Source organism: Kribbella sp. NPDC051936, assembly GCF_040680955.1.
Lineage (GTDB): Bacteria > Actinomycetota > Actinomycetes > Propionibacteriales > Kribbellaceae > Kribbella.
Window position 1 is genome coordinate 251,439 of record NZ_JBFAXS010000007.1, and the last position, 20,088, is coordinate 271,526.

Genomic DNA, 20,088 nt, shown 5'->3' on the forward strand with positions numbered 1-20,088 from the left:
TCAGACTAGCGAGGGCTGTACGTTGAAGGAGCGCAGCGACGCCAGACCGTCGGCGTACCAGTGGATCTCGGTCAGGGTCGCCGGGCGCAGCTCCATCCGGAACAGCGACGACATCGGGGCCTGCAGCACCGAACGGACCATCAGCTTGATCGGTGTCACGTGGGTGACCACGACGACGGTCTTGCCCGGGTACCGCGCGAGCAGGCCGTCGCGCGCCGACCGGGCCCGCCGGGCGCAGGTGTCGAACGATTCGCCGCCGGGCGGCGCGACCGCGGTCGAGTCGAGCCAGGCGTTCATCGCGTCGGGCCACTTCTGCTGGATCTCCGCGAACGTGTGCCCGTCCCAGTCGCCGAACGCGACCTCCCGCCAGCCCTCGTCCACGATCGCCTCGAGCCCGAGCTTGTCCGCGACCGCCTGCGCGGTCTCCCGGGTCCGGCGCATCGGTGACACGACCAGCGCATCGACGCCCCCGATCCGCGCCAGGTACTCGGCGGCGGCCAGTGCCTGCGCGCGACCGGTGTCGCTCAGCCCGGGGTTGTCGCCGCCGGATCCGGAGAACCGCTTCTCCGCGGTGTGCGGCGTCTCGCCGTGTCGCAGGAAGATCAGCTGCGTCGGCGGCTCGGCCTGCGGACCCCAGCCCTGCAAGGCCTTCTGCAGATCCGACGGCTCCTTCTCGACCGCGGCCGGGGATCCGGCCGGCGCCGGCGTCAACGGGATGTCGACGCCGTCCAGCGCGTTGTTCGCGAGCGCGTCGGCGGCCGCGTTCTGCGCGCGTGGCACCCAGGTCCACTCGGTGCCGAACGGCGCCAGGCTCTGCGCCTTGATCGCCAGCGGCTGCAGGTCCGGGTGCTTGATCTTCCACCGGCCGGCCATCTGCTCGATCACCAGCTTGGAGTCCATCCGCACCTCGATCGAGGCGCCCGGCGCATACTCCGCGGCCAGCTCGAGACCGGCGATCAGGCCGGAGTACTCGGCGACGTTGTTGGTCGCGATCCCCAGCGTGCGGCCCTGCTGCGCGATCACCTTGCCGGTCGCCGGGTCACGCACGAGCGCGCCGTACGCCGCCGGGCCGGGGTTGCCGCGCGATCCACCGTCGGCCTCGACGATGACGTGGGAGTAACTCATACAGCGCTCTCCGCCGTGCGCACGAGGATGCGGCCGCACTCTTCACAGCGCAGCACGGCGTCCGGCGCGGCGGCCTTGATCGCGGTCAGGTCGGACGGCGCGAGCTCCATCCGGCAGCCCATGCAGCGCTTGCCGACGAGCGGCGCGGCGCCGATGCCGCCGTTGTGCTCACGCAGCCGCTGGTACTGCTTGACGAGCGGTTCCGGCAGCTCGGTCGCGACCGCGCTGCGCTTGTCACCGATCTGGGCGCGCTGCTCGTCGAGCTCCTTCAGCGCGGCGTCGCGACTGGTCTCCAGCTCGGTCTGCCGGCCGGCGCAGGCCTCGGCGCGGGTGCGCAGGTCGATCTGCACCGCCTCGGCGGCCTCGAGCTTCTCCATCACCTCGAGCTCGGCGTCCTCCAGGTCGGAGATCCGCCGCTCGAGTGACCCGATCTCGTGCTGCAGGTTCTCCAGGTCGCGCGGCGAGGTGACCTGTCCGGAGTCGAGCCGCTGCTGGTTGCGGGCCCGGCGCTGCTTCACCTGCTCGACGTCGGAGTCGGCCTTCTTCTGCTCACGCTGCAGGTCACTGACCTCGGTGTCGGCGGTGACCAGGTCACGGTCGACCACGGACTTCTCGGCGACCAGGTCCTTCAGGGCCTGGTGCTCGGGCAACGACGCGCGCTTGTGCGCGATCTGATCCAGCTGCAGGTCGAGATCCTGCAGGTCCAGCAACCGGCGTTGGACGGCGGGCTCGGCGTTCAGAGTCAGCTCCTTCGCTCAGATCCGCAGCGTCCAGGCGTCCGTGCAGAGTGTTGAGATGTGAGTGTCTACGGTACTGCCTCGCGCCGCGAGACCTTCGAGCAGGAGCCGCTCGGCAGCTACCAGCCACGGCCACTCGCTGGCCCAGTGCGCGACGTCGACGAGCGCCGGGTCGCCGTACGCCCGGGCCTCGGTCGCGGGATGGTGCCGCAGGTCCGCGGTCAGGTACGCGTCGACGCCGGCCGCTCGGACCCGGTCGAACTCCGAGTCGCCCGCTCCCCCGACCACCGCGACGGTCTCGATCGTGCGGTCCAGGTCGCCGGCGACGCGGACGCCGTGCTCGGTCCGCGGCAGGCTCTCCGCGACCAGTTGCGCGAAGGCGCCCAGCGGCAGCGGCACCTCGAGGACGCCGACCCGCCCGCCGCCGCGCTCACTCGGCAGCGAGGCCAGCTCGTAGAGGTCGAACGCCGGTTCCTCGTACGAATGCGCAGCGACCAGCGCTTCGACGACCGCGCGCCGCCGGCGCCGCGGCAGGATCATCTCGATCCGGTTCTCCGCGACGACCTCGACGGCGCCGACGGTCCCGATCGTCGGGTTCGCGCCGGCGAGCGGCCGGAACGTCCCCTCGCCGGTACCGCTCCAGGCGGCCCGCTCGTAGTCGCCGATCTGCCCGGCGCCTGCCTTCGCCAGCGCGTCGAGCATCGCCTGCGTCTCCGCGACCGGGACGAACACGACCAGCTTGTCCATCGGCTCGGCCGGCATCGCCTTCAGCGGCCGCGTGTCCCGGAGCCCGATCGCGGCGGCGAGCGCGTCGCTCACGCCCGGGTTCGCGTTGTCTGCGTTGGTGTGACAGACGTGCAGTGCCACACCGGCGCGGATCAGGTCGTGGACGACGCGGCCCTTCGGCGTCGTCGCGGCCACGCTGTTCACGCCGCGCAGCAACAACGGGTGATGAGTGACGAGCAGATCGAAACCGCTGTCGATCGCCTCGTCGACCACCTCGCGCATCGGGTCGACGGCGAACAGGATCCGGCGTACCTCCTGGTCCGGGTCGCCGGTCACCAGACCGACCGCGTCCCAGGACTCCGCCCAGGCCGGGTCGTAGAGCCGGTCGAGTACTGCGAGCACGTCCGCGAGCGTCGTCACGCGGCCTATCCTGACACTCCCGCAGACAAGAAGGAGGATCGTGGCAGGGGCAACCGCCCCGGTGCCCCCGCCACGACCCCGGACGCCCCGGTCACAGGGGGAGGGCCGTCAGCGAACGGCTTGACCGGAGCGGGTTCTGGGAGGGCTAGATCAGCCAGGCCGTCGTGGCGCTGGGAAGCTTGTCACCCTCGAGCGGGCCGCTGGACAGCACGACCGCGGCGTCGGGCAGCTCGACCGGAGCCGCACCGAAGTTCGTGACGCACTGCCAGCCGCCGGAGCGGACGAAGTGCAGGACGTCGTCGGTGTTGTCGATCCACGTCAGCGAGCTGCCGGTGCGCAGCCCCCGCCGTACGGCGAGCGCCTTGCGGTACATGCTCAGCGTCGACTCGACGTCGTCGTGCTGCGCCTCGACGGAGTACGCGCCGAACCACTTCGGCTGCAGCAGGTGCGAGCCGCCCGTGCCGAAGCCGAACGACAGCCCGCCGATTGTCCACGGCAGCGGCACCCGGCAGCCGTCGCGGCCCTTCTCGGCGCCCTTCGAGCGGAAGTACGCCGGGTCCTGCAGGTTCGCGGCCGGCAACTCACCGACCTCTTGCAGGCCGAGCTCCTCGCCCTGGTACAGGTACGCCGAGCCGGGCAGCGCGAGCATCAGCAGCGTCGCGGCGCGGGCGCGGCGCAGGCCGAGCGCGACGTCGACGGTGGGCTCGGTGCCGTTGCTCAGCAGCCAGTCCTTGCCGTCCTGCCAGCCGCCCTTCGGGTTCTTCGGCAGGCCGTACCGGGTGGCGTGCCGGACGACGTCGTGGTTCGAGAACACCCAGGTCGACGACGAGCCGTTCTCTTCGGCGAGCGCGAGGTTCTGCTCGATCACCTCACGGAACTTCTCGTACTCGAAGTCGGCCTGCAGCAGGTCGAAGTTGAACGCCTGCCCGAGGCCGTCGGCACTCGCGTACCGCGCCCGGCGCGCGGCCGGCACGAACGCCTCGGCGACCGCCGACCGCGGCGGGTCGTAGGAGTTCAGCAGCTTGCGCCAGTCCTTGTAGATCTCGTGCACGCCGTCCTGGTCCCACAGCGGGTGCTTGCCGTTCGACTCCGACTGCCGTGGCAGCGTGGCCTTCGCCGGGAACGGCTCCGACAGGTCCTTCACCAGCGCGTGTGCGACGTCCACCCGGAAGCCGTCCACGCCGCGGTCGGACCAGAACTTCAGGGTGTCCAGGAAGTCCGCGCGGACCTCGGGGTGCTGCCAGTTCAGGTCGGGCTGCTCGGCGGCGAACATGTGCAGGTACCACTGGCCGTCGTCCGTCTGCGCCCACGCGGAGCCGCCGAACACGGAGTCCCAGTCCGACGGCGGCTGGTCACCCTCGCCGTCGCGGAAGATGTACCGGTCGCGGGCCGGGTGCCCCTTCGCGGCCTCGAGCGCCTCGACGAACCACTCGTGCCGGTCCGAGGTGTGGTTCGGGACGATGTCGACGATCAGCTTGATGTTCTCCGCGTGCAGCGCCTCGATCAGCTGGTCGAAGTCCTCCAGGGTGCCGAGCCGCGGGTCCACGTTGCGGTAGTCGTCGACGTCGTACCCGCCGTCGGCCAGCGCGGACGGGTAGAAGGGGCTCAGCCACACCGCGTCGATCCCCAGCGCCACCAGGTACGGGACTCGGCTGATGATGCCGGGCAGGTCACCGACGCCGTCACCGTTGGCGTCGGCGAAGCTGCGCGGGTAGATCTGGTAGACGACGGCCTGCCGCCACCAGTCGGACTTCTCCGTTTGGGTCGTGTGGGTCGTCTGCGGAGTGGTCACTTCGCCTCACTCGGAAATCTGGGGGTAACCCGGCGTTTATATATAGGCTCTAAATTTAGAATCTGCATGTATTCTGCGGTCGGTACGACGACAGGTCAAGGGGCTTTTCATGGCGAAACCACCGACTACCCCGCCGACGGCCACCCCGACGATGTTGCGGCGGGTGAACGCGGGCAAGGTACTCGGCGTGCTCACCCGCGCCCGGGTGATGACCGGAACGGGCCTGATCGAGGCCACCGGCCTCACCCGCGCGACCGTGCACGCGGTCTGCAACGACCTGATCTCGATGGGCTGGGTGGTCGAGCTCGACCCCGGCCGGACCTCGGTCGGGCGGCCGTCGCGGCGGTTCGAGTTCAACAGCCACGCGGGGTACGTGCTCGGCATCGACATCGGCGCGGCCAAGACCACCGTGCTGGTCTCCGACCTGCGCGGCGAGACGGTCGCCAAGGCCGGGCGGTCGGCGGCCGGCGTGAAGACGCCGGGCGAGCGGACCGAGATCGTGCACGCGACGGTGCTCGAGGCGCTCGCGTCCGCGGGGGTGTCGGACGCGCAGGTCCTCGCCGCCGGCGCCGGGGTCGCCGCCCCGGTCGACCGGGAGGGCAACATCCTGGTCGACGACGAGTTCTGGCGGCGCTTCGACACCGGGCTGTCGCACCGGCTGACCGAGCTGCACGGCTGGCCGGTCCTGCTGGAGAACGACGCCAACCTCGCCACCCTCGGAGAGCACTGGCGGGGCGGCGCGCGCAACGTGGACGACCTGGTCGTGCTGCTCGCCGGCGAGCGGTTCGGGTCGGGGCTGATGGACTCCGGCCGGCTGCTGCACGGTTCGCGCGGCGGCGCCGGCGAGATGGTGTTCCTGAAGCTGATCGAGGGCGTCGGCGACACCCACGGGATCGCACGGATCGCGCGCGAGAACGGTACGGCGGCGGCCGCGGACCCGGCCGTGGAGACGTCCCTGCGCACGCTGGCCGACGGCGGGGAGGTGACCGCCGAACTGGTGTTCCGCGCCGCCGCCGGCGGCGACAAGGTTGCCGAAGGCATCCTTCAGGAGATCGCCGACCGGACCGCGCGGGTGGTCGCCACCCTCGGCACGCTGTTCAACCCCGAACTGGTCGTCCTGGGCGGCGCCGTCGCCGAGGCCGCGGCGGCCCTGCTGCCCGACCTGGAGGCCCGGCTGGCGCACTACACCAGCACTCCCCCGCGCGTCGCCGTCTCCTCCCTCGGCGACGCGATCGTCTCGGTCGGAGCGGTCCGCCACGCCCTCAACTACGTCGAGGAGCACGCCCTCGATCTCGAGCTGGAATGCCGCTCCGACTGAGATAAAGCCAGCTCGACAGTACGTATACGTCCACTGCGCCTGATCGCCGGGCCCGCTGAGCGTGCGCCCGGTCGGTCCGGCCGGACACCTGCTGTCGAGCTGCCCGTCAGGGCTCGCGGGTCAGTTGTCGTGCAATGGCTTCCAGGACGATGACGTTGCGGCCGGAGGTCGTGGCGGAGGGCACGCCCTCCGGGACGAGCGCCTGGTCCTCGGGGATGCCGGTGCAGAGGACGAAGACGTTGTCGGGGTGACCCTGGATCAGGTGCTCCAGGGCGGCGCGCATCCACGGCGTACGGCCCGCGTCCTGGACGGCGATCACCAGCGGACGGCCTTGCGCGGCCTTTGCCGCCTTGGCGATCGCGTCGTCCTGCGGCTCGCCTGTGTCGGTGAGGTGGTGCTCGCCGCGCAGGACGACGCCCTCCGCGCCCGGAGCCACCCGGGTGAAGATCTCGGGCAGGCCGGAGAAGTACGGGTTCCAGGCCGGGTGCAAGCCCTGCGTCAGGTCGATGACGTACGGCGCCGCGCCGTACGCCGGGAAGGTCTGCCCGGCCACCACCCGCGCCGCGACCTCGCGGATCGGCGCGCCGCCGAGGCCCGGTAGCCGCGAGCGCCGGCCGAGCGACGTTGCGAGGGCGCGAACCCGGGCAGCCGCGTCGGCCACGCGTTCCGCGGGCAGCGTGCCGTTGCGGACGGCCTCGACCACGCGGGCGGTCAGCGCCTGCGGGTCCGCCGTACCGACCGCGATCATCGCCAGGTCGGCCCCGGCGCCGATCGACGCGACGGCGGCGTCCTCGATCGAGCGGTTCTTGGTGATCGCCTGCATCTCGAGCGCGTCGGTGGTGATGACCCCGGTGAAGCCGAGCTCCTCGCGCAGCAGCCCGGTCAGCACCCGGTGCGACAGCGTGGCCGGCTGGTCGTCGTACGCCGAGAAGATGATGTGCGCGCTCATCACGACATCGGCGCCGGCCGCGATGGTCGCGCGGAACGGGGCCAGCTCGACGGCGCCGACCTCGGCCACCGAACGGTCGACCCGCGGCAGGTCGGTGTGCGAGTCGACCGACACGTCGCCGTGGCCCGGGAAGTGCTTCGGGCAGGCGGCGATGCCCGCGTCGTGGACGCCCTCGACGAACGCGACGCCGTGCCGGGAGACGACGTCCGCGGTGCGGCCGAACGAGCGGGTGGAGATGATCGGGTTCGCCGGGTTGCTGTTCACGTCGACCGACGGGGCCAGCATCAGGTCGATGCCCAGCGCCGCCAGGGTCGCGGCCGCGTCCCGGGCCGCGGCACGGGTCAGGTCGACGTCGTCCAGGTCGCCGAGCAGCCGCGGGGACGCGAGCGGCCACGGGTTCGCCGGCGCCAGGTGGCTGAACTCGCCGCCCTCGTGGTCGATCGCCACGATCAGATCCGGCCGCTCGGACCGCAGCTGCGCGGTCAGCGCCGCCACCTGTTCGGCGTCCGCCACATTCCGGGTGAACAGGATGACGGCCCCGAGCCCATCGGCCACCGCCCGCCGCAGCTCGTCGGGCGCCGACGTCCCGGAAAAGCCGACAACCAGTGCGCCGGCCGCGTCACGATCCAGTTGATCACTCATCCCCCAACCCTCTCCCGCCCCCGGCTCACACCGCCACCCACCCCCCACTGCCCCTCGAAGGACGGCGGGCGATGGGCCCGGGGTCGATTGGCCGGGCCGGGGTAGGTGGGGGCCGTCGGGGCTGGTTGGGATGCCTGGAGGGGTTTCGTTGTCAGGGGCTGTCATGGCAGTTACCTGCCGTCTTCCTGCGGGTTTTCCATGATTACCTGCAATCACCTCTGTCTGTTCGGGCCGACTACAGATAACGTTGTCTCTCGACCTGACCGCCCTGACCGGGGGGACGATGAGCGACGACGCAGCTTCGGCGCGGGGAACCGTGCTGGGAATCGACATCGGCGGCACGAAGATGGCCGCCGCTTTGGTGTCTGCCGACGGCACGATTCTCACCGGCGACCGGATCGCCACCCCGCCCGGCGACGCCGATCAGGTGTTCGCCGCGCTCGGTGAGCTGATCGCGCGCGTCCGCGGCGACGCGACTCCCCTGGCGGTCGGCATCGGCTCCGCCGGCCCGCTCGACCAGCAGCACGGTCTGGTCTCCCCGGTGAACATCCCCGGGTGGCGCAACTTCCCGATCGTCGACCAGGTCCGGGCGCTGACCGGCGACGTCCCGGTGGCGCTCGGCCTCGACGGCCACTGTTTCGCGCTCGGCGAGTTCTGGAGCGGCGCCGGCCGGGACGCGCACACGCTGCTCGGGATCGTCGTGTCGACCGGCGTCGGCGGCGGGCTCGTCGTCGACGGCAGACCGCTGGTCGGCCAGTCCGGTAACGCCGCGCACATCGGCCACGTGGTGATCGACCAGGACGGCGAGGCGTGCGCGTGCGGCTCGTTCGGCTGTGTCGAGGCGTACGCGAGCGGCCCGCGGATGGTCGCCCGTGCGCAGCGCAGCGGGTGGCGGACCGGCGAGGCCGTGGACGCCGAAGCCCTGGCCGCCGACGCCGCCGCCGGGGACGAGCTCGCGCTGGCCGCGTTCGACGACGGGGCGCAGGCGCTGGCCGCCGGGATCGTGGCGACGGCTGTGACCGTCGACCTGACCACGGTCGTGATCGGCGGCGGCGTCGCGAAGGCGGGGCCGGTGCTGTTCGACCCGGTACAGGCGTGGGTGAAGCGGCTGGCGCAGCTGCCGTTCGTCACGGGCCTCACCGTGGTGCCCGCCCAGCTCGACAACGCGGGCCTGTTGGGGGCCGCTCACCAGGCGTGGGCGGCACTGGCCTGAGGCGCCCATTCTTGCGCGTCCGGTAAGGCCTCTCCCGCGCACCTTTGCGCAATTTTTACGAATCTCACGGATCCGTGTAACGACGGCCCTGTGTCGCACGATGCAACGGATGGATGGGGTGGGGGCACCGTCATCCACGGCCGGTCGAGGGGGCCCCGGACCGGCCGGCACACGGGAGATCGAGGGGGGCCTTGGATCGACCGGACACGTGAGCGGCGGGTGAGGCGACTCTCCCGCCGCAACCGTGTGAACCACGGATCGGGAACCAGCGTGCCTTCGGCAACGTCCGATCGATCGAACACGTTCGATCCTGTGGAGGGATGGGATCGAACGCGGGTTCTGCACCGTGAACGGCGGACGGTGGCCGCGGGAGGGCTGTCACTGACCTGACCCCCCGTCCACGGTGCAGAACTTCCACGTCCGGGACCGCCCGCTCAGGACTTCGGTGTGAGCCACTCCGGTTCCGGCAGCCGGCCGCGGTCCAGCCGGCCGTTGTCGTCGAGCGGGAGCTCCTCGATCGGGATCAGGTCCGCCGGCACCAGATAGATCGGCAGCTCCTTGCCGAGGTCGAGCATCAGCCGGGCCAGCACCGCGGGGTCGCTGTCCTCGAGGACGACGTACCCGATCAGGCAGGTGTCGCCGCCCGGATCCGAGCAGGCCACCACGACCGCGTCGACGACGCCGGGCTGGTCGGCCAGGACGTGCTCGGTCTCGCCGGGCTCCACCCGGTGGCCGCGGATCTTCACCTGGTCATCCGCGCGGCCCAGGTACTCCAGGGTGCCGTCGGCGCGCCACCGGCCGAGGTCCCGGCTCCGGTACAGCCGCGCGCCCGGGTGCCCCGGGTCGGCGACGAACGCGTGGTCGGTCTCCTCCGGCCGCCCGATGTAGCCGCGGGCAACGGCGGCGCCGCCGAGGTGGATCTCCCCCACCGCGCCGATCGGCACCGGTCGCAGCGCGGCGTCCAGCAGCCGTACGGCGACACCGTCGATCGGCCGCCCGATCGACGGCCGGTCCTCGGCAGGGTCGACCTCGTGGATCGTGGTCACGATCGACGCTTCGGTCGGGCCGTACTCGTTGAACAACCGGCACTGCGGATGCGAGTCCAGGAAGTCCCGGACCTTGTGCGTCAGCACCATCGCCTCGCCGCCCGCGACGATCTCGCGCAACTCGGGCAGCTCCGGCAGCCGGCGCATCGTCGCGAGCAACGCGGTCAGCGGGCTGAACGCCATGAACAAGCGCTGTACGCCGTGGTCACGCAGCGCCGCGACGACCGCGTCCGGGTCGTACCGGTCGTCCTCGCCGATCAGGACCAGCGCCGCGCCGGACGCGAGCGTCGTGAACATCTCCTGCACGTGGACGTCGAACCCGAACGAGGTCCACTGCAGCGTCCGCAGCGAGCGCCGCGTCCGCAGGTAGTGCCGGACCAGGTTCACCGGGCCGCGGTGCGGGACCACGACGCCCTTCGGGTTTCCGGTCGAGCCGGAGGTGTAGATGCAGTAGGCAACATCGTCGGCCGCCGCCCGGACCGGCGGCGCCTGCCGCGCCCGGGTGTCACCGTCGCCGGCGGCCACCGGAACCAGCCGCAGGCCGAGGCGATCGGCCAGCGCCGCGTCGTCGCCGACCAGCGCCACCGCCGCCGCGTCCTGGACCATGAAGGCCCAGCGCGACTCCGGTACGCCGGGATCCAGCGGGAGGTACGCCGCGCCGGACTTCAGCACCGCGAGCACGGCCACGACCATTTCGGTGCCGCGGGCAACCCGGACCGCGACCAGCTGCCCGGGCTTCACGCCGAGATCGACGAGCTGCCAGGCGACCGCGTTGGAGCGGCGGTCGAGCTCGGCGTACGTGAGCTCGCGGCTGCCCTGGATCAGCGCGATCGCGTCCGGTGTACGCGCGACCTGCTGCTCGAAGAGCGTGTGCAAACCGCTGAGTTCACCGGCGACGACCGCGTCCCGTCGTACCCGGCCGGCCGAAGCGAGACCGGTCGGCTCGCCTTGGAGCTCGCGCTCGAGGTCGCCCTCGAGTTCGCGCAATGCGGTGAGGTCGGCCTCGGTCGGCAGCACCAGGCCGGGCAGCCGCAGCTCCGGGCTGGTCGTTGCTCTGCGCAACACTTCGGCCAGGTAACCGAGCAGCCGCTCGATCGTCGGGCGCTCGAACAGGCCGGACCGGTAGTCCGCCGTACACGTGATGCCGGCGCCGTGATGGGTCAGCCGGAACCGCAGGTCCACGCTCGGCGGCAGGTCGTCGTCGCCGTCCTCGAACTCGACCAGGATCTGGAACAGCGGATCCCGTTGCAGGATCGCGAGATCGGTGCCGGCGTGGTCGAACGCGCCCGCGGTGAGGTCGCGGATCCGCTCGGTCAGCTCGCCGAGGTCGGGCTCGCCGGACAGGTCGATCCGCAGCGGGAGCGGACGGCGCGGATCCGTCGAGGTGTCGCCCTTCGGGCGGATCAGGGCCGAGCCGATGGTCACGTCGTCCTGCGCGGCGAACCGGCCGAGCACGGTCGCGACCGCGGCCAGCATGGTCATCACCGGGCTGAGCTTGCGGTCCCGGCTGTACGCGAGCACCGCGTCGCCGAGCTCCTCCTCCAGCTCGTGCTTCACCGACGCCACCGCGTCGTCGCCGGCGGCGCGGGCGCGGTCTGCGGGGAGCACCAACGGTTCGGCACCGGCGAGCACCTGGCTCCAGTACGCGAAGTCGCGGCGGCGCGGGTCGACGGCCGGGTCCGCCGTACTGCGGGAGGGCGCCGGCGGCTCGTCGTCGGTCCAGGAGACGGCTGCACCTCCGACGCTGCCGTCACTCACATCCGACGCGGTCTCCTTAGCGTCTGCGGTCTGCTCGGCCGGGGGCTTGGCCTCCGGGGTCGGGTCGCCGAGGAGGGCGAGCTGTTCGCGCATGAGCTTGGTAACGCCGTCCACGAGCTGACCGGCGACCCGGAGCTGCTGCGACATGAGCGCCGCCATGCCGCTGCCTGGCAGCTCTGCCTCGCTCGTCGCCGCCGCGGCCTCGTCCACCTTCGCGGCCAACTCCGCGAGCCCGGAGCCCAGCACGGCCAACGCCGTCCGCGCATCCCGGACCGGCTCTTGCTCGACGACGGGCTCGGGCTGCGGCTCCGGTTCCGGCTGGGGCGGTTCGGGTTCGGCCGTCTGGACCGCGACCGCGGTCGCGACCTTGTGCGGCGTCGTGTACGTCAGGAACAGGTCGTCCGGTGCCAGCTCGGCCTCGAACCGGCTGTTGAGCTCGTCGATCACCGGCGCCATCGACGCCGGCGTCGCCCCGAGCTCGGCGAACGTGTGGTCGACGGTGAGGTCGTACGGGTCGAGGTTGTGCACCTCGCAGGTCATATCGAGCACGACGTCCAGCGACTCGCGGTACCGCTCGGCGGACATCTCGTTGCCGGACAGCGACCCGGCCCGCGCCAGGTAGTCCGCGTCGATCTGGTGCGTCTCGGCCGGCAATGCGAACGGCGACGCAGCCTCTTCGGCCTGCTCGGCCTGCTCAGCCCGCTGTACCGTCGCTGGCTCCGGCGGGTCCAGCGGGATGCGCTTGACGGCGGCGCTCGACGGCGGCTCGAAGACCACGGTCTGCGCGCGGGCAGCGCGCTCGAACGCGTTCAGCCGCGGCGTGACGTTGTCCACGGCAACCGCCGTCCCCGGACCGGCCGGAACCGTCACCGACGGGTCGACCGGGTGGTGCACCCGGCGGAACGGGTACGTCGGGAGCGGGACCCGGCCGCCGTCCGGGTAGACCTTCGCCCACGCGATCTCGGTGCCCTGCTCGTACAGCTCGGCGAGGCCGTTCATCGTCGCGAGCACCGGGTCCTGGCCGAGACGCTGCGCCGGGATCCACGTGCTGTTCGGCGCGATCCGGCGGCCCGCGGGGCTCAGTACGGCGTCCGGCCCGAGCTCCAGGAACCGGCGGCAGCCGGCCGCCGTCACCGCCTCGACCGCGTCGCCGAACAGCACCGGCTGCCGCAACTGACCGACCAGGTAGTCGCCGTCGAGCACCGTCCCGGACTCGAGCAGATCACCCGACCAGCTCGACACCATCGGCGTCCGCAGCGGCTTCAGCGTGATCTCGCGGACGATCTCCGCGAAGTCGGACAGTATTGGGTCGACCAACGAACTGTGGAACGCACGATCGACGTCCAGCCGTTGCCAGGACACCTGCAGCTGGTCCAGTTGCGCCGCCAGCTGGCCGACGATCACCTCGGACCCGGTCAGCACGAACGACTGCGGACCGTTGCCAGCGGCAACCTCCACGCCCGCGGTCCGGGCGATCTCGCGGACCCGGTCGGCGTCGGCGCGGACGGCGACCATCGCGCCGGGCACCGTGCCGCGCTGCATGAGCTCGCCGCGCTTCGCGGTGAGGCGTACGCCGTCCGCCAGTGAGAGCGCGCCGGCCACGCACAGCGCGGCGTACTCGCCGACGCTGTGCCCGACTACCAGTGCGGGCTGGACGCCGAACGACTGCCACAGCCGGGCCAGCGCGAGCTCGAACGCGAACAGTGCAGGCTGCGCGGTCTCGGTCGGCCACACACCTTCCGCCGTACCGGCCGGGGTGAGAAGCAGGTCGAGCAGGCTGCCGCCGGTCTCCTCGTGGTACACGCGGTCGCATTCGTCGAGGACCGAGCGGAACGCAGGGAACCGTGCCGCGAGCCCCGCGGCCATTCCACGACGAGCCGCGCCCTGGCCGGTGAACGCGTAGCCGAGCGGGCCGGGGCCTCCGCGCGGCACCTCGGTCGGCTGGGCGGAGCCGAGCGCGTCGACCAGCTCGGCCTCGGTACCGCCCGCGACCGCGATCCGGTGCCGATGCGCCGGCCGGCCGAGCGCCGCCGTACCGGCAAGATCGATGAGGCGGTGACCGGTGCCGTGGTCCAGGTCGGCGCGGTACAGCTCGACGAGGTCGGCGAGGGCATCCGGGTCGGGCGCGGACAGCGGCAGTACGACGGGGCCGTCGTCGCCGCGGCGGATCTGCCGCGGCGCCTCCTCGAGGATCACGTGCGCGTTCATGCCGCTCGGGTCCAGGGCGCTGACGCCGGCGCGCAGCGTCGTACCGCCCGACTGCAGCGGCACGGTCCACTCGCGGGTGTCGGTGCCGATCACGAACGGGCTGCCCTCGAGGGCGAGCGCCGGGTTCGGGCCGGTGTAGTTGATCGTCGGAACCAGCGTCCGGTGCTGCAGCATCAGGATCGTCTTGATCAGGCCGGCCATCCCCGCGGCGCTGTCCAGGTGGCCGATGTTCGGCTTCACCGAACCGAGTGTGCAGAACCCGACCTTGCCGGTGTGCCGGCGCAGCGCCGTCGTCAGCGCCTTCACCTCGGCGACGTCCGCGGCCGGGCTGCCGATCCCGTTCGCCTCGAGGTAGCTCAGCGAGTCGGCCTCGAACCCGGCGCGCTCCAGGGCGCGCTCGATGAGCTCCTGATTGCCCGCCGGCGCGTCCTCGTTGCTGACCGCCGTACCGCGGATCACGGCGTACACCGTGTCGCCGTCGGTGAGGGCCTGGTCGAGACGCTTCAGCAGGACAGCGGCGACACCGTTCCCGCCGACCGTGCCGTCGGCGTCCGCGGCGAACGCGCGGACCCGGCCGGTCGGCGACAGGATCGAGTCCGGCGCCGGGTGGTACGTCGTTGCCTGCGGCACCTGTACGGCGGCGGCGCCGGCGAGCGCGAGATCCGCGTCGCCGGACCTCAACGCCTGGCAGGCCAGATGCACCGCGACCAGCGAACTCGACGAGGCCGACTGCACGCCGATCGCCGGCCCCGTCAGGCCGAGCCGGTACGCGACCCTTGTGGCGATCGAGTCGCGGGATTGCTGCTGGCGGTTGTACAAGTTCATGCCCGAGCCCGCGAACACCCCGACCCGGCTCGTCGTCCCCGCGTACCCGCCGTGCTCCAGCGCCTGGTGACACACCTCGAGGAACAACCGCTGCGCCGGCTCCATCAACTGCGCTTCACGATCGCTCAACCCGAAGAACTTCGCGTCGAACGACTCGACGTGCTCCAGCACCCCACCGACCGCAACAGCCCCGTCGCCTCCGTCCGGCGCCTCGCGCCGAACACTCTCCACCCCCGCGACCAGGTTCTCCCAGAACTGCTCGATCCCCTCAGCCCCCGGAAACCGCCCAGCCACCCCCACCACAGCCACCGGCTCCACAACACCCGCGCGACCCTCAGCCCGCCGCACCCCAACACCCTCAACACGCGCCCCAGCCGCCACCGACTCACCGGGCGACTCGAGCTCTGCATCGGCGACGGCGTGCGCCCGCTCATCAGCCGGTACGACGGAATCCGCGACAGCCTCGTCGTCAGGCCGCTCGTCGGCCTGCTCCGATTCCACGCCTTCATCCACGGCATCCGCAGCCGCGTCGTCCGCCTCGTCAGACTGCTCCGGCTCCGCGTCCGCGGCCGTGGCGGCGCCTGCAGCCGATACGTCGGCATCAGGGGACGCGTCTCGCGACCCCTCAACAACCTCCGCCGACTCGACAGCCCGCTCCCCCTCACCAGCCGGTACGACAGATTCCGCGGCCGCGCCGTCCGCCTCGTCAGCCTGCTCCGGCTCCGCATCCGTAGACGCGGCGGCCTTTGCAGCCGGTACGTCGGCACCAGCGGACCCCTCGGATGCCCCCTCGACGACCTCCGGCTGCTCGTCGTCCTGCTCGGACTCTGCCTGTTCGTCAGGCAATCCGGCGGACTGCACGTCGTCCGACCCGGCCGCCTCGTCGGACTCCTCAGGAGCGGCGATGTCCTCGTCCGGCGATGAGGTGGTGCTTGCGATCGACACGTCGCCTGTCGCGTCGTGCGAGCCTTCGGCAGCCGGCGCGCGGCTTGCGTCAGCTACATCAGCGGACTTCGGATCGACCGCCGACTGCTCGGTGTCCTCAGCCGCCTCGTCGGTCTGCTCCGCCTCCACGACCTGCGCGTCGAGCGTCTGCTCAGCCGCATCCGGCACGGCGGACGCCGCGTCGTACGACTGCTCCTCCGCATGCGCTACCTCATCGCCTTGCACGTCGGGAGCGGCGGCCGTCTCGTCGTACGGCTGTTGTCCCGCGTCAGTGACCTGCTCACCGGCGGACTCCAGCCCTTCGGTCAGCGCCCCGGGGACGGCGGTCGCACCCTGCGACTCCTCGGCCTCCGCCTGCTCGCCGCTGGACGCCGACACCTCCGCGCGCTCGTCGGCGGGCTCCGAGCCCTCGGCCCGAACCTCGAGTACGGGAGTCGCGCCCTCTGCCTCCTGCTCCGCGTCCTCCGCCCGCTCATCGGCCGACTCCAGGCCATCAACCTGAGCATCGGAGGCGGCCGGCGCGTCGTGCAGCTGCTGGTCGAGCTCTGCCACCTTCTCGTCGGCGGGCTCCGGTTGCCCGGTCTGTCCGTCGGGGACGGCGGTGCTTACAGCGTGCGGCCCTTGCTCCGCGACCTCAGCCTGGTCGTCGGTGGGCTCCGGCCCCTCGGCCTGCGCGTCGGAGGCGACAGCTGGCGCGTCGTGCGGCTGCTCCTCGAGCTCTGCCGCCTTCTCATCGGCGGGCCCTGGCTGCTCGATCTGCGCGTCAGGTGCGGCGATCGTTGCAGCGTGCGGCTCCTGCTCCGCGACCTCGGCCTGGTCATCCGTCGGCTCTGACCGCTCGGCCTGCGCGTCGGAGGCGACAGCTGGCGCGTCGTGCGGCTGCTCCTCGAGCTCTGCCGCCTTCTCATCGACGGGCTCCGGCTGCTCGGTCTGCGCGTCGGGCGCGGCGGTGGTTGCGGCGTGCGGCCCTTGCTCCGGGACCTCAGCCTGGTCATCCGTGGGCTCCGGCCCCTCGGCGTGCGCGTCGGAGGCGGCGGCTGCCGCGTCGTACGGCTGCTGCTCCGTCTCCCCCACTTGCTCGCCGGCGGGCTCCGGCTGCTCGGCTTGCTCGCCGGCCCGGGCCGCGGTCTCGTCGTACTCCTGTTGCTCCGCGTCCTCGGACTGCTCGTCGGTGAGTCCCTCGGCCTGAGCGTCAGTCGGCTCCGGACCATCAGCTCGAGCGTCGGAGACAGCTGTGGCTGCGGCTTGTGGCTCCTCGGCGTCGGCCTGCTGGGCGGCCGGTTCTGGACCTTCAGCCCGGGCGTCAGCGGCGGTGTCGGCGTGCGGCTGATGCTCCGCGTCGACGTGGTGTTCGTCGTGTACGTCGGCCTCTTCGGTCTCCGGGGTGGGGACGGTGGCGGTCGCAGCCTGTGGCTGCAGCTCCTCGGCCTCCGCCTGCTCGTCGGTGGGCTCCGGGCCCTCCGCCCGCGCGGTGGGTGGCAGCTCGTGCGGGGTCTTGGGCTGCTCGTTGGTGAGGTCCGGGGCGTCGGAGTGGGGGTCGTGGGTGGCTGCGGCCTCGGCGTGCGGTTGTTGGTCTGTGTCGTCCGCTTCCTCGTCGACCGGCGCTGCCTCCGGCTGTTCGCCGGTCGGTGCCAGGACCTCTGCCCGCTCCTCGGCGGGCGCCGGGGATTCGGCGTCGGCGCCGGGGGTGGGAACCGTCTCAGCGTGCGGCTGTTGGTGGGCGTCGTCCGCTTGCTCGTCGGCCGGCGCCGGGGCCTCCGCCTGCTCCTCGGTCGACGCCAGGGCCGCCGCCTGCTCGTCGGTCGGCGCCGGGGCGTCGCCGTGGGCGTCCGGGGTTGCGGCGGTCTCGGCGTGCGGCTGCTGGTGGGCGTCGTCCACTTGCTCGTCGGTCCGTGCCGTGGCCTCCGGCTGGTCGTCGGCCGACGCCGGGACCTCCGCCTGCTCGCCGGACGGTGCCGGGGCTTCCGCCTGCTCGCCGGACGGTGCCAGGGCCTGCGGCTGCTCCTCGGTCGGCGCCGCGGCCTCCGCCTGCTCGCCGGTCGGCGCCAGGACCGGCGGCTGGTCGCCGGACGGTGCCACGACCTGCGGCTGCTCCTCGGTCGGCGCTGCGGCCTCCGCCTGCTCGCCGGACGGTGCCAGGAGCGGCGGCTGGTCGCCGGACGGTGCCACGACCTCCGGCTGGTCGTCGGACGGTGCCGGGGGCTCCGCCTGCTCCTTGTGGACCGGGGTGGGCGGTGCTTGGAGGGGGGCCGAGGGGGTGGGAGTTTGGGTGCCGAGGGTGGGGCGTTGGGGTGGGGTGGGGATGGATTGCTGGAGTTCGCGTTTCCAGGCGAGGCGGACTACCGGGAGTTCGGTGGTGCGTTCGGACGGGTCGTCGTCGGCGTACGGAGTGGACTCCGGTGTGGTGGACGGGCCCTGGCCGGTGGGGCCGGAGGCGGGGGTGGCGCCGGCGGGTTCTACGTGGGTGTGGGCGGGTTCCAGCAGGGTGCCGTCGATCCAGCGCTGTTTGAGGAGGGGGCGGAGGATCTTGCCGCCGGGGGTGGTGGGGAAGTCGCGGCGCGGGACGCCGATGACTTGCGCGGCGAGGCCCAGGCGGGTCTGGATCAGGCTGCGGATGGCCTGGTCCATGCCGGGGACGGAGTCGGCGGTGAGCGCGTAGAACACGACGAGCCGGTCGGTGCCGGTCTCCTCGTCGGCGATGCCGCAGGCGGCGACCAGGCCGTGCTCGGCGCCGACGGCGGTCGCGGCGACGGATTCGATGTCGTGGGCGTAGTGCAGCCGGCCGGACATGATGATGCGTTCGCTGTCCCGGCCGGTGATGACGACCTGCCCGCCGGTGACGAAGCCCTGGTCGCCGGTCGCGAGCCACTTGCGGGCCGGCCAGTTGCCGACGGGGAACGCGGCGCGGTCCGCCTCGAGGTTCCCGAGGTACCCGGGTGTCACCCGCGCGGACGCGACCTGCAGCTGACCGATCCGGCCCTCGGGGAGTACGGCGCCGTTCGGCGCGACGATGCGCACCGTCGTACCGGGAGCGGGCGCGCCGACCGACACCAGCGAGAGCACACCCGGCGCCTCGGTCCGCGGCTTGCCCGGACGGGCGACCGCGACCTTCCCGGACGAGGGGCGCTGGTCGACCCATTCGACGACGCCGGTCGGCGGGATGCGGACGCGGTGCACGTTCGGCGTCAGGCCGGGCCGGGCGAACGTGATCCCGGTGACGGTCTCGGTCATCCCCCACGCGGCCACGAAGGTCTCCGGAACCACCCCGAACCGGTTCGTGACCCGCAGGAAGTCCGCCATCACCGGGACGGTGATCTGCTCGCCGCCGCTGACCAGGCTGCGCAGTGCGGACAGGTCCCAGTGCCGGTCCGGTTCGCCGGCGACCGCGGTGGTCGCGAGCCGGTACCCGAAGTTCGGCGACCACGAGTGGTTGACCCGGTGCTGCTCCATCAGGTCGAGCCAGCGCAGCGGGTTGGCGAGCACCCAGTCGGTGTTCACGTGGATGTTCGTGCAGCCGGTGAACACCGGCAGCAGGTGGTAGAGCAGGAACGCGCCGCTGCGGTCGAGCGGCAGCCAGTTCAGCGTGGTCTGGCCCGGCCGGACCGGCAGCATCGCCGGCGTACCCGCGGCGAACTCGACCAGACCGCGGTGCGTGAGCTGGACGATCTTCGGTGTACCGGTCGAGCCCGAGGACATCATCAGTACGGCGACGTCGTCCGCGGCCGGACGGTGGAAGTCGGAGGTCGGCTCGTGGCCGGCCATCGCGTCCGGGTCGAGGACCGGCAGGCCGAGGTCGTTCGGCAGGTCGGACGGGCGGCCGATCAGGACCGTCCAGCCGAGCAGGTCGGTGATCCGGCGGAGCCGTTCGCGGCCTTCCTCGGTACGGTCGCCGCCCGGGTTCGGCGCGACCAGGAGCGGGCGGATGCCGCCGAGCGTGCAGGCCCAGAACGCGGCGAAGAAACCGACGGGTTCGGTGCAGTGCACGACCGCGGGGTCGCCGGCGCGGACGCCGTTCGCGCGCAGGCCAGCCAGGATCCGCGCGGCGAGCTCGAGCAGGGTCGGGAAGTCGAGCCGGGTCTCGCGGCCGTCCGCGCCGATCTCGACGACGCCGGAGCCGCTGAAGTCGCGGGCCGCGCGCAGCAGGGCGCTCGGCAGGTCGCGGGGGTATCCGGCGGGAATCATCAACGCCGGCCCGGTGGAGATCGCCGGCCGGTCCGCACCACTTCTCACGCCGATGCCACCACCAGCTGAGACGTCTCGGGTACGACGGGGCGCTCGGCCGGTTGGCGACCCACGGACACGTGCCTCCCCAACTGGACGGAGCGGGTTCTGGGCAGACCCCGCCTCACTTCACACCGACAGCAGCCCCGTTTTCCACCTGCCG

8 protein-coding genes are annotated in these 20,088 nt (G+C 72.3%); 2 read left to right on the forward strand and 6 right to left on the reverse strand.

Annotation, left to right across the window (positions count from 1 at the left end; genetic code table 11):
• The 4 genes from AB0L64_RS25670 to AB0L64_RS25685 form a co-directional block, all read right to left on the reverse strand.
• Complete coding sequence (locus AB0L64_RS25670; protein WP_363713925.1) at positions 1 to 1,125, reverse strand: bifunctional RNase H/acid phosphatase; 1,125 nt, start codon at positions 1,123 to 1,125, stop codon at positions 1 to 3.
• Positions 1,122 to 1,835 (reverse strand): C4-type zinc ribbon domain-containing protein, encoded by a 714-nt coding sequence (locus AB0L64_RS25675; RefSeq protein WP_363713927.1) that lies wholly within the window; start codon positions 1,833 to 1,835, stop codon positions 1,122 to 1,124. Before AB0L64_RS25675 ends, AB0L64_RS25670 begins: the two co-directional genes overlap by 4 nt.
• A 45-nt stretch (positions 1,836 to 1,880) precedes the next feature.
• Entirely contained in the window at positions 1,881 to 3,008 is a 1,128-nt protein-coding gene (locus tag AB0L64_RS25680; RefSeq protein ID WP_363713929.1) for a Nif3-like dinuclear metal center hexameric protein, read from the reverse strand.
• A 145-nt stretch (positions 3,009 to 3,153) separates the two neighbouring features.
• On the reverse strand, positions 3,154 to 4,800 hold the full coding sequence (locus AB0L64_RS25685; protein ID WP_363713931.1) for a glycoside hydrolase family 13 protein: 1,647 nt from the start codon (positions 4,798 to 4,800) through the stop codon (positions 3,154 to 3,156).
• Positions 4,801 to 4,909: 109 nt separating this feature from the next.
• On the opposite strand from AB0L64_RS25685, the gene AB0L64_RS25690 reads away from it, so the two are divergent.
• A complete protein-coding gene (locus AB0L64_RS25690; RefSeq protein WP_363713933.1) occupies positions 4,910 to 6,118 on the forward strand; it encodes an ROK family transcriptional regulator in 1,209 nt (402 codons plus the stop codon).
• 106 nt (positions 6,119 to 6,224) lie between these two features.
• Here AB0L64_RS25690 and nagZ read toward each other — a convergent pair whose 3' ends face one another.
• Positions 6,225 to 7,709, reverse strand: a complete 1,485-nt coding sequence (nagZ, locus tag AB0L64_RS25695; protein WP_363713935.1) for a beta-N-acetylhexosaminidase — start codon at positions 7,707 to 7,709, stop codon at positions 6,225 to 6,227.
• A 283-nt stretch (positions 7,710 to 7,992) separates the two neighbouring features.
• On the opposite strand from nagZ, the gene AB0L64_RS25700 reads away from it, so the two are divergent.
• Positions 7,993 to 8,922: an ROK family protein gene (locus AB0L64_RS25700; protein WP_363713937.1), complete on the forward strand. Its 930-nt coding sequence runs from the start codon at positions 7,993 to 7,995 to the stop codon at positions 8,920 to 8,922.
• A 434-nt stretch (positions 8,923 to 9,356) separates the two neighbouring features.
• On the opposite strand, the gene AB0L64_RS25705 is transcribed toward AB0L64_RS25700, so the two are convergent.
• Entirely contained in the window at positions 9,357 to 19,934 is a 10,578-nt protein-coding gene (locus AB0L64_RS25705; protein WP_363713939.1) for an amino acid adenylation domain-containing protein, read from the reverse strand.
• Positions 19,935 to 20,088: the final 154 nt, after the last annotated feature.

Excerpts from the sequence above, each read along its gene's own strand:
- AB0L64_RS25670 (WP_363713925.1), bottom strand. The coding sequence starts at position 1,125 with ATGAGTTACTCCCACGTCATCGTCGAGGCCGACGGTGGATCGCGCGGC.
- AB0L64_RS25690 (WP_363713933.1), top strand. The coding sequence starts at position 4,910 with ATGGCGAAACCACCGACTACCCCGCCGACGGCCACCCCGACGATGTTG.
- nagZ (WP_363713935.1), bottom strand. The coding sequence starts at position 7,709 with ATGAGTGATCAACTGGATCGTGACGCGGCCGGCGCACTGGTTGTCGGC.
- AB0L64_RS25700 (WP_363713937.1), top strand. The coding sequence starts at position 7,993 with ATGAGCGACGACGCAGCTTCGGCGCGGGGAACCGTGCTGGGAATCGAC.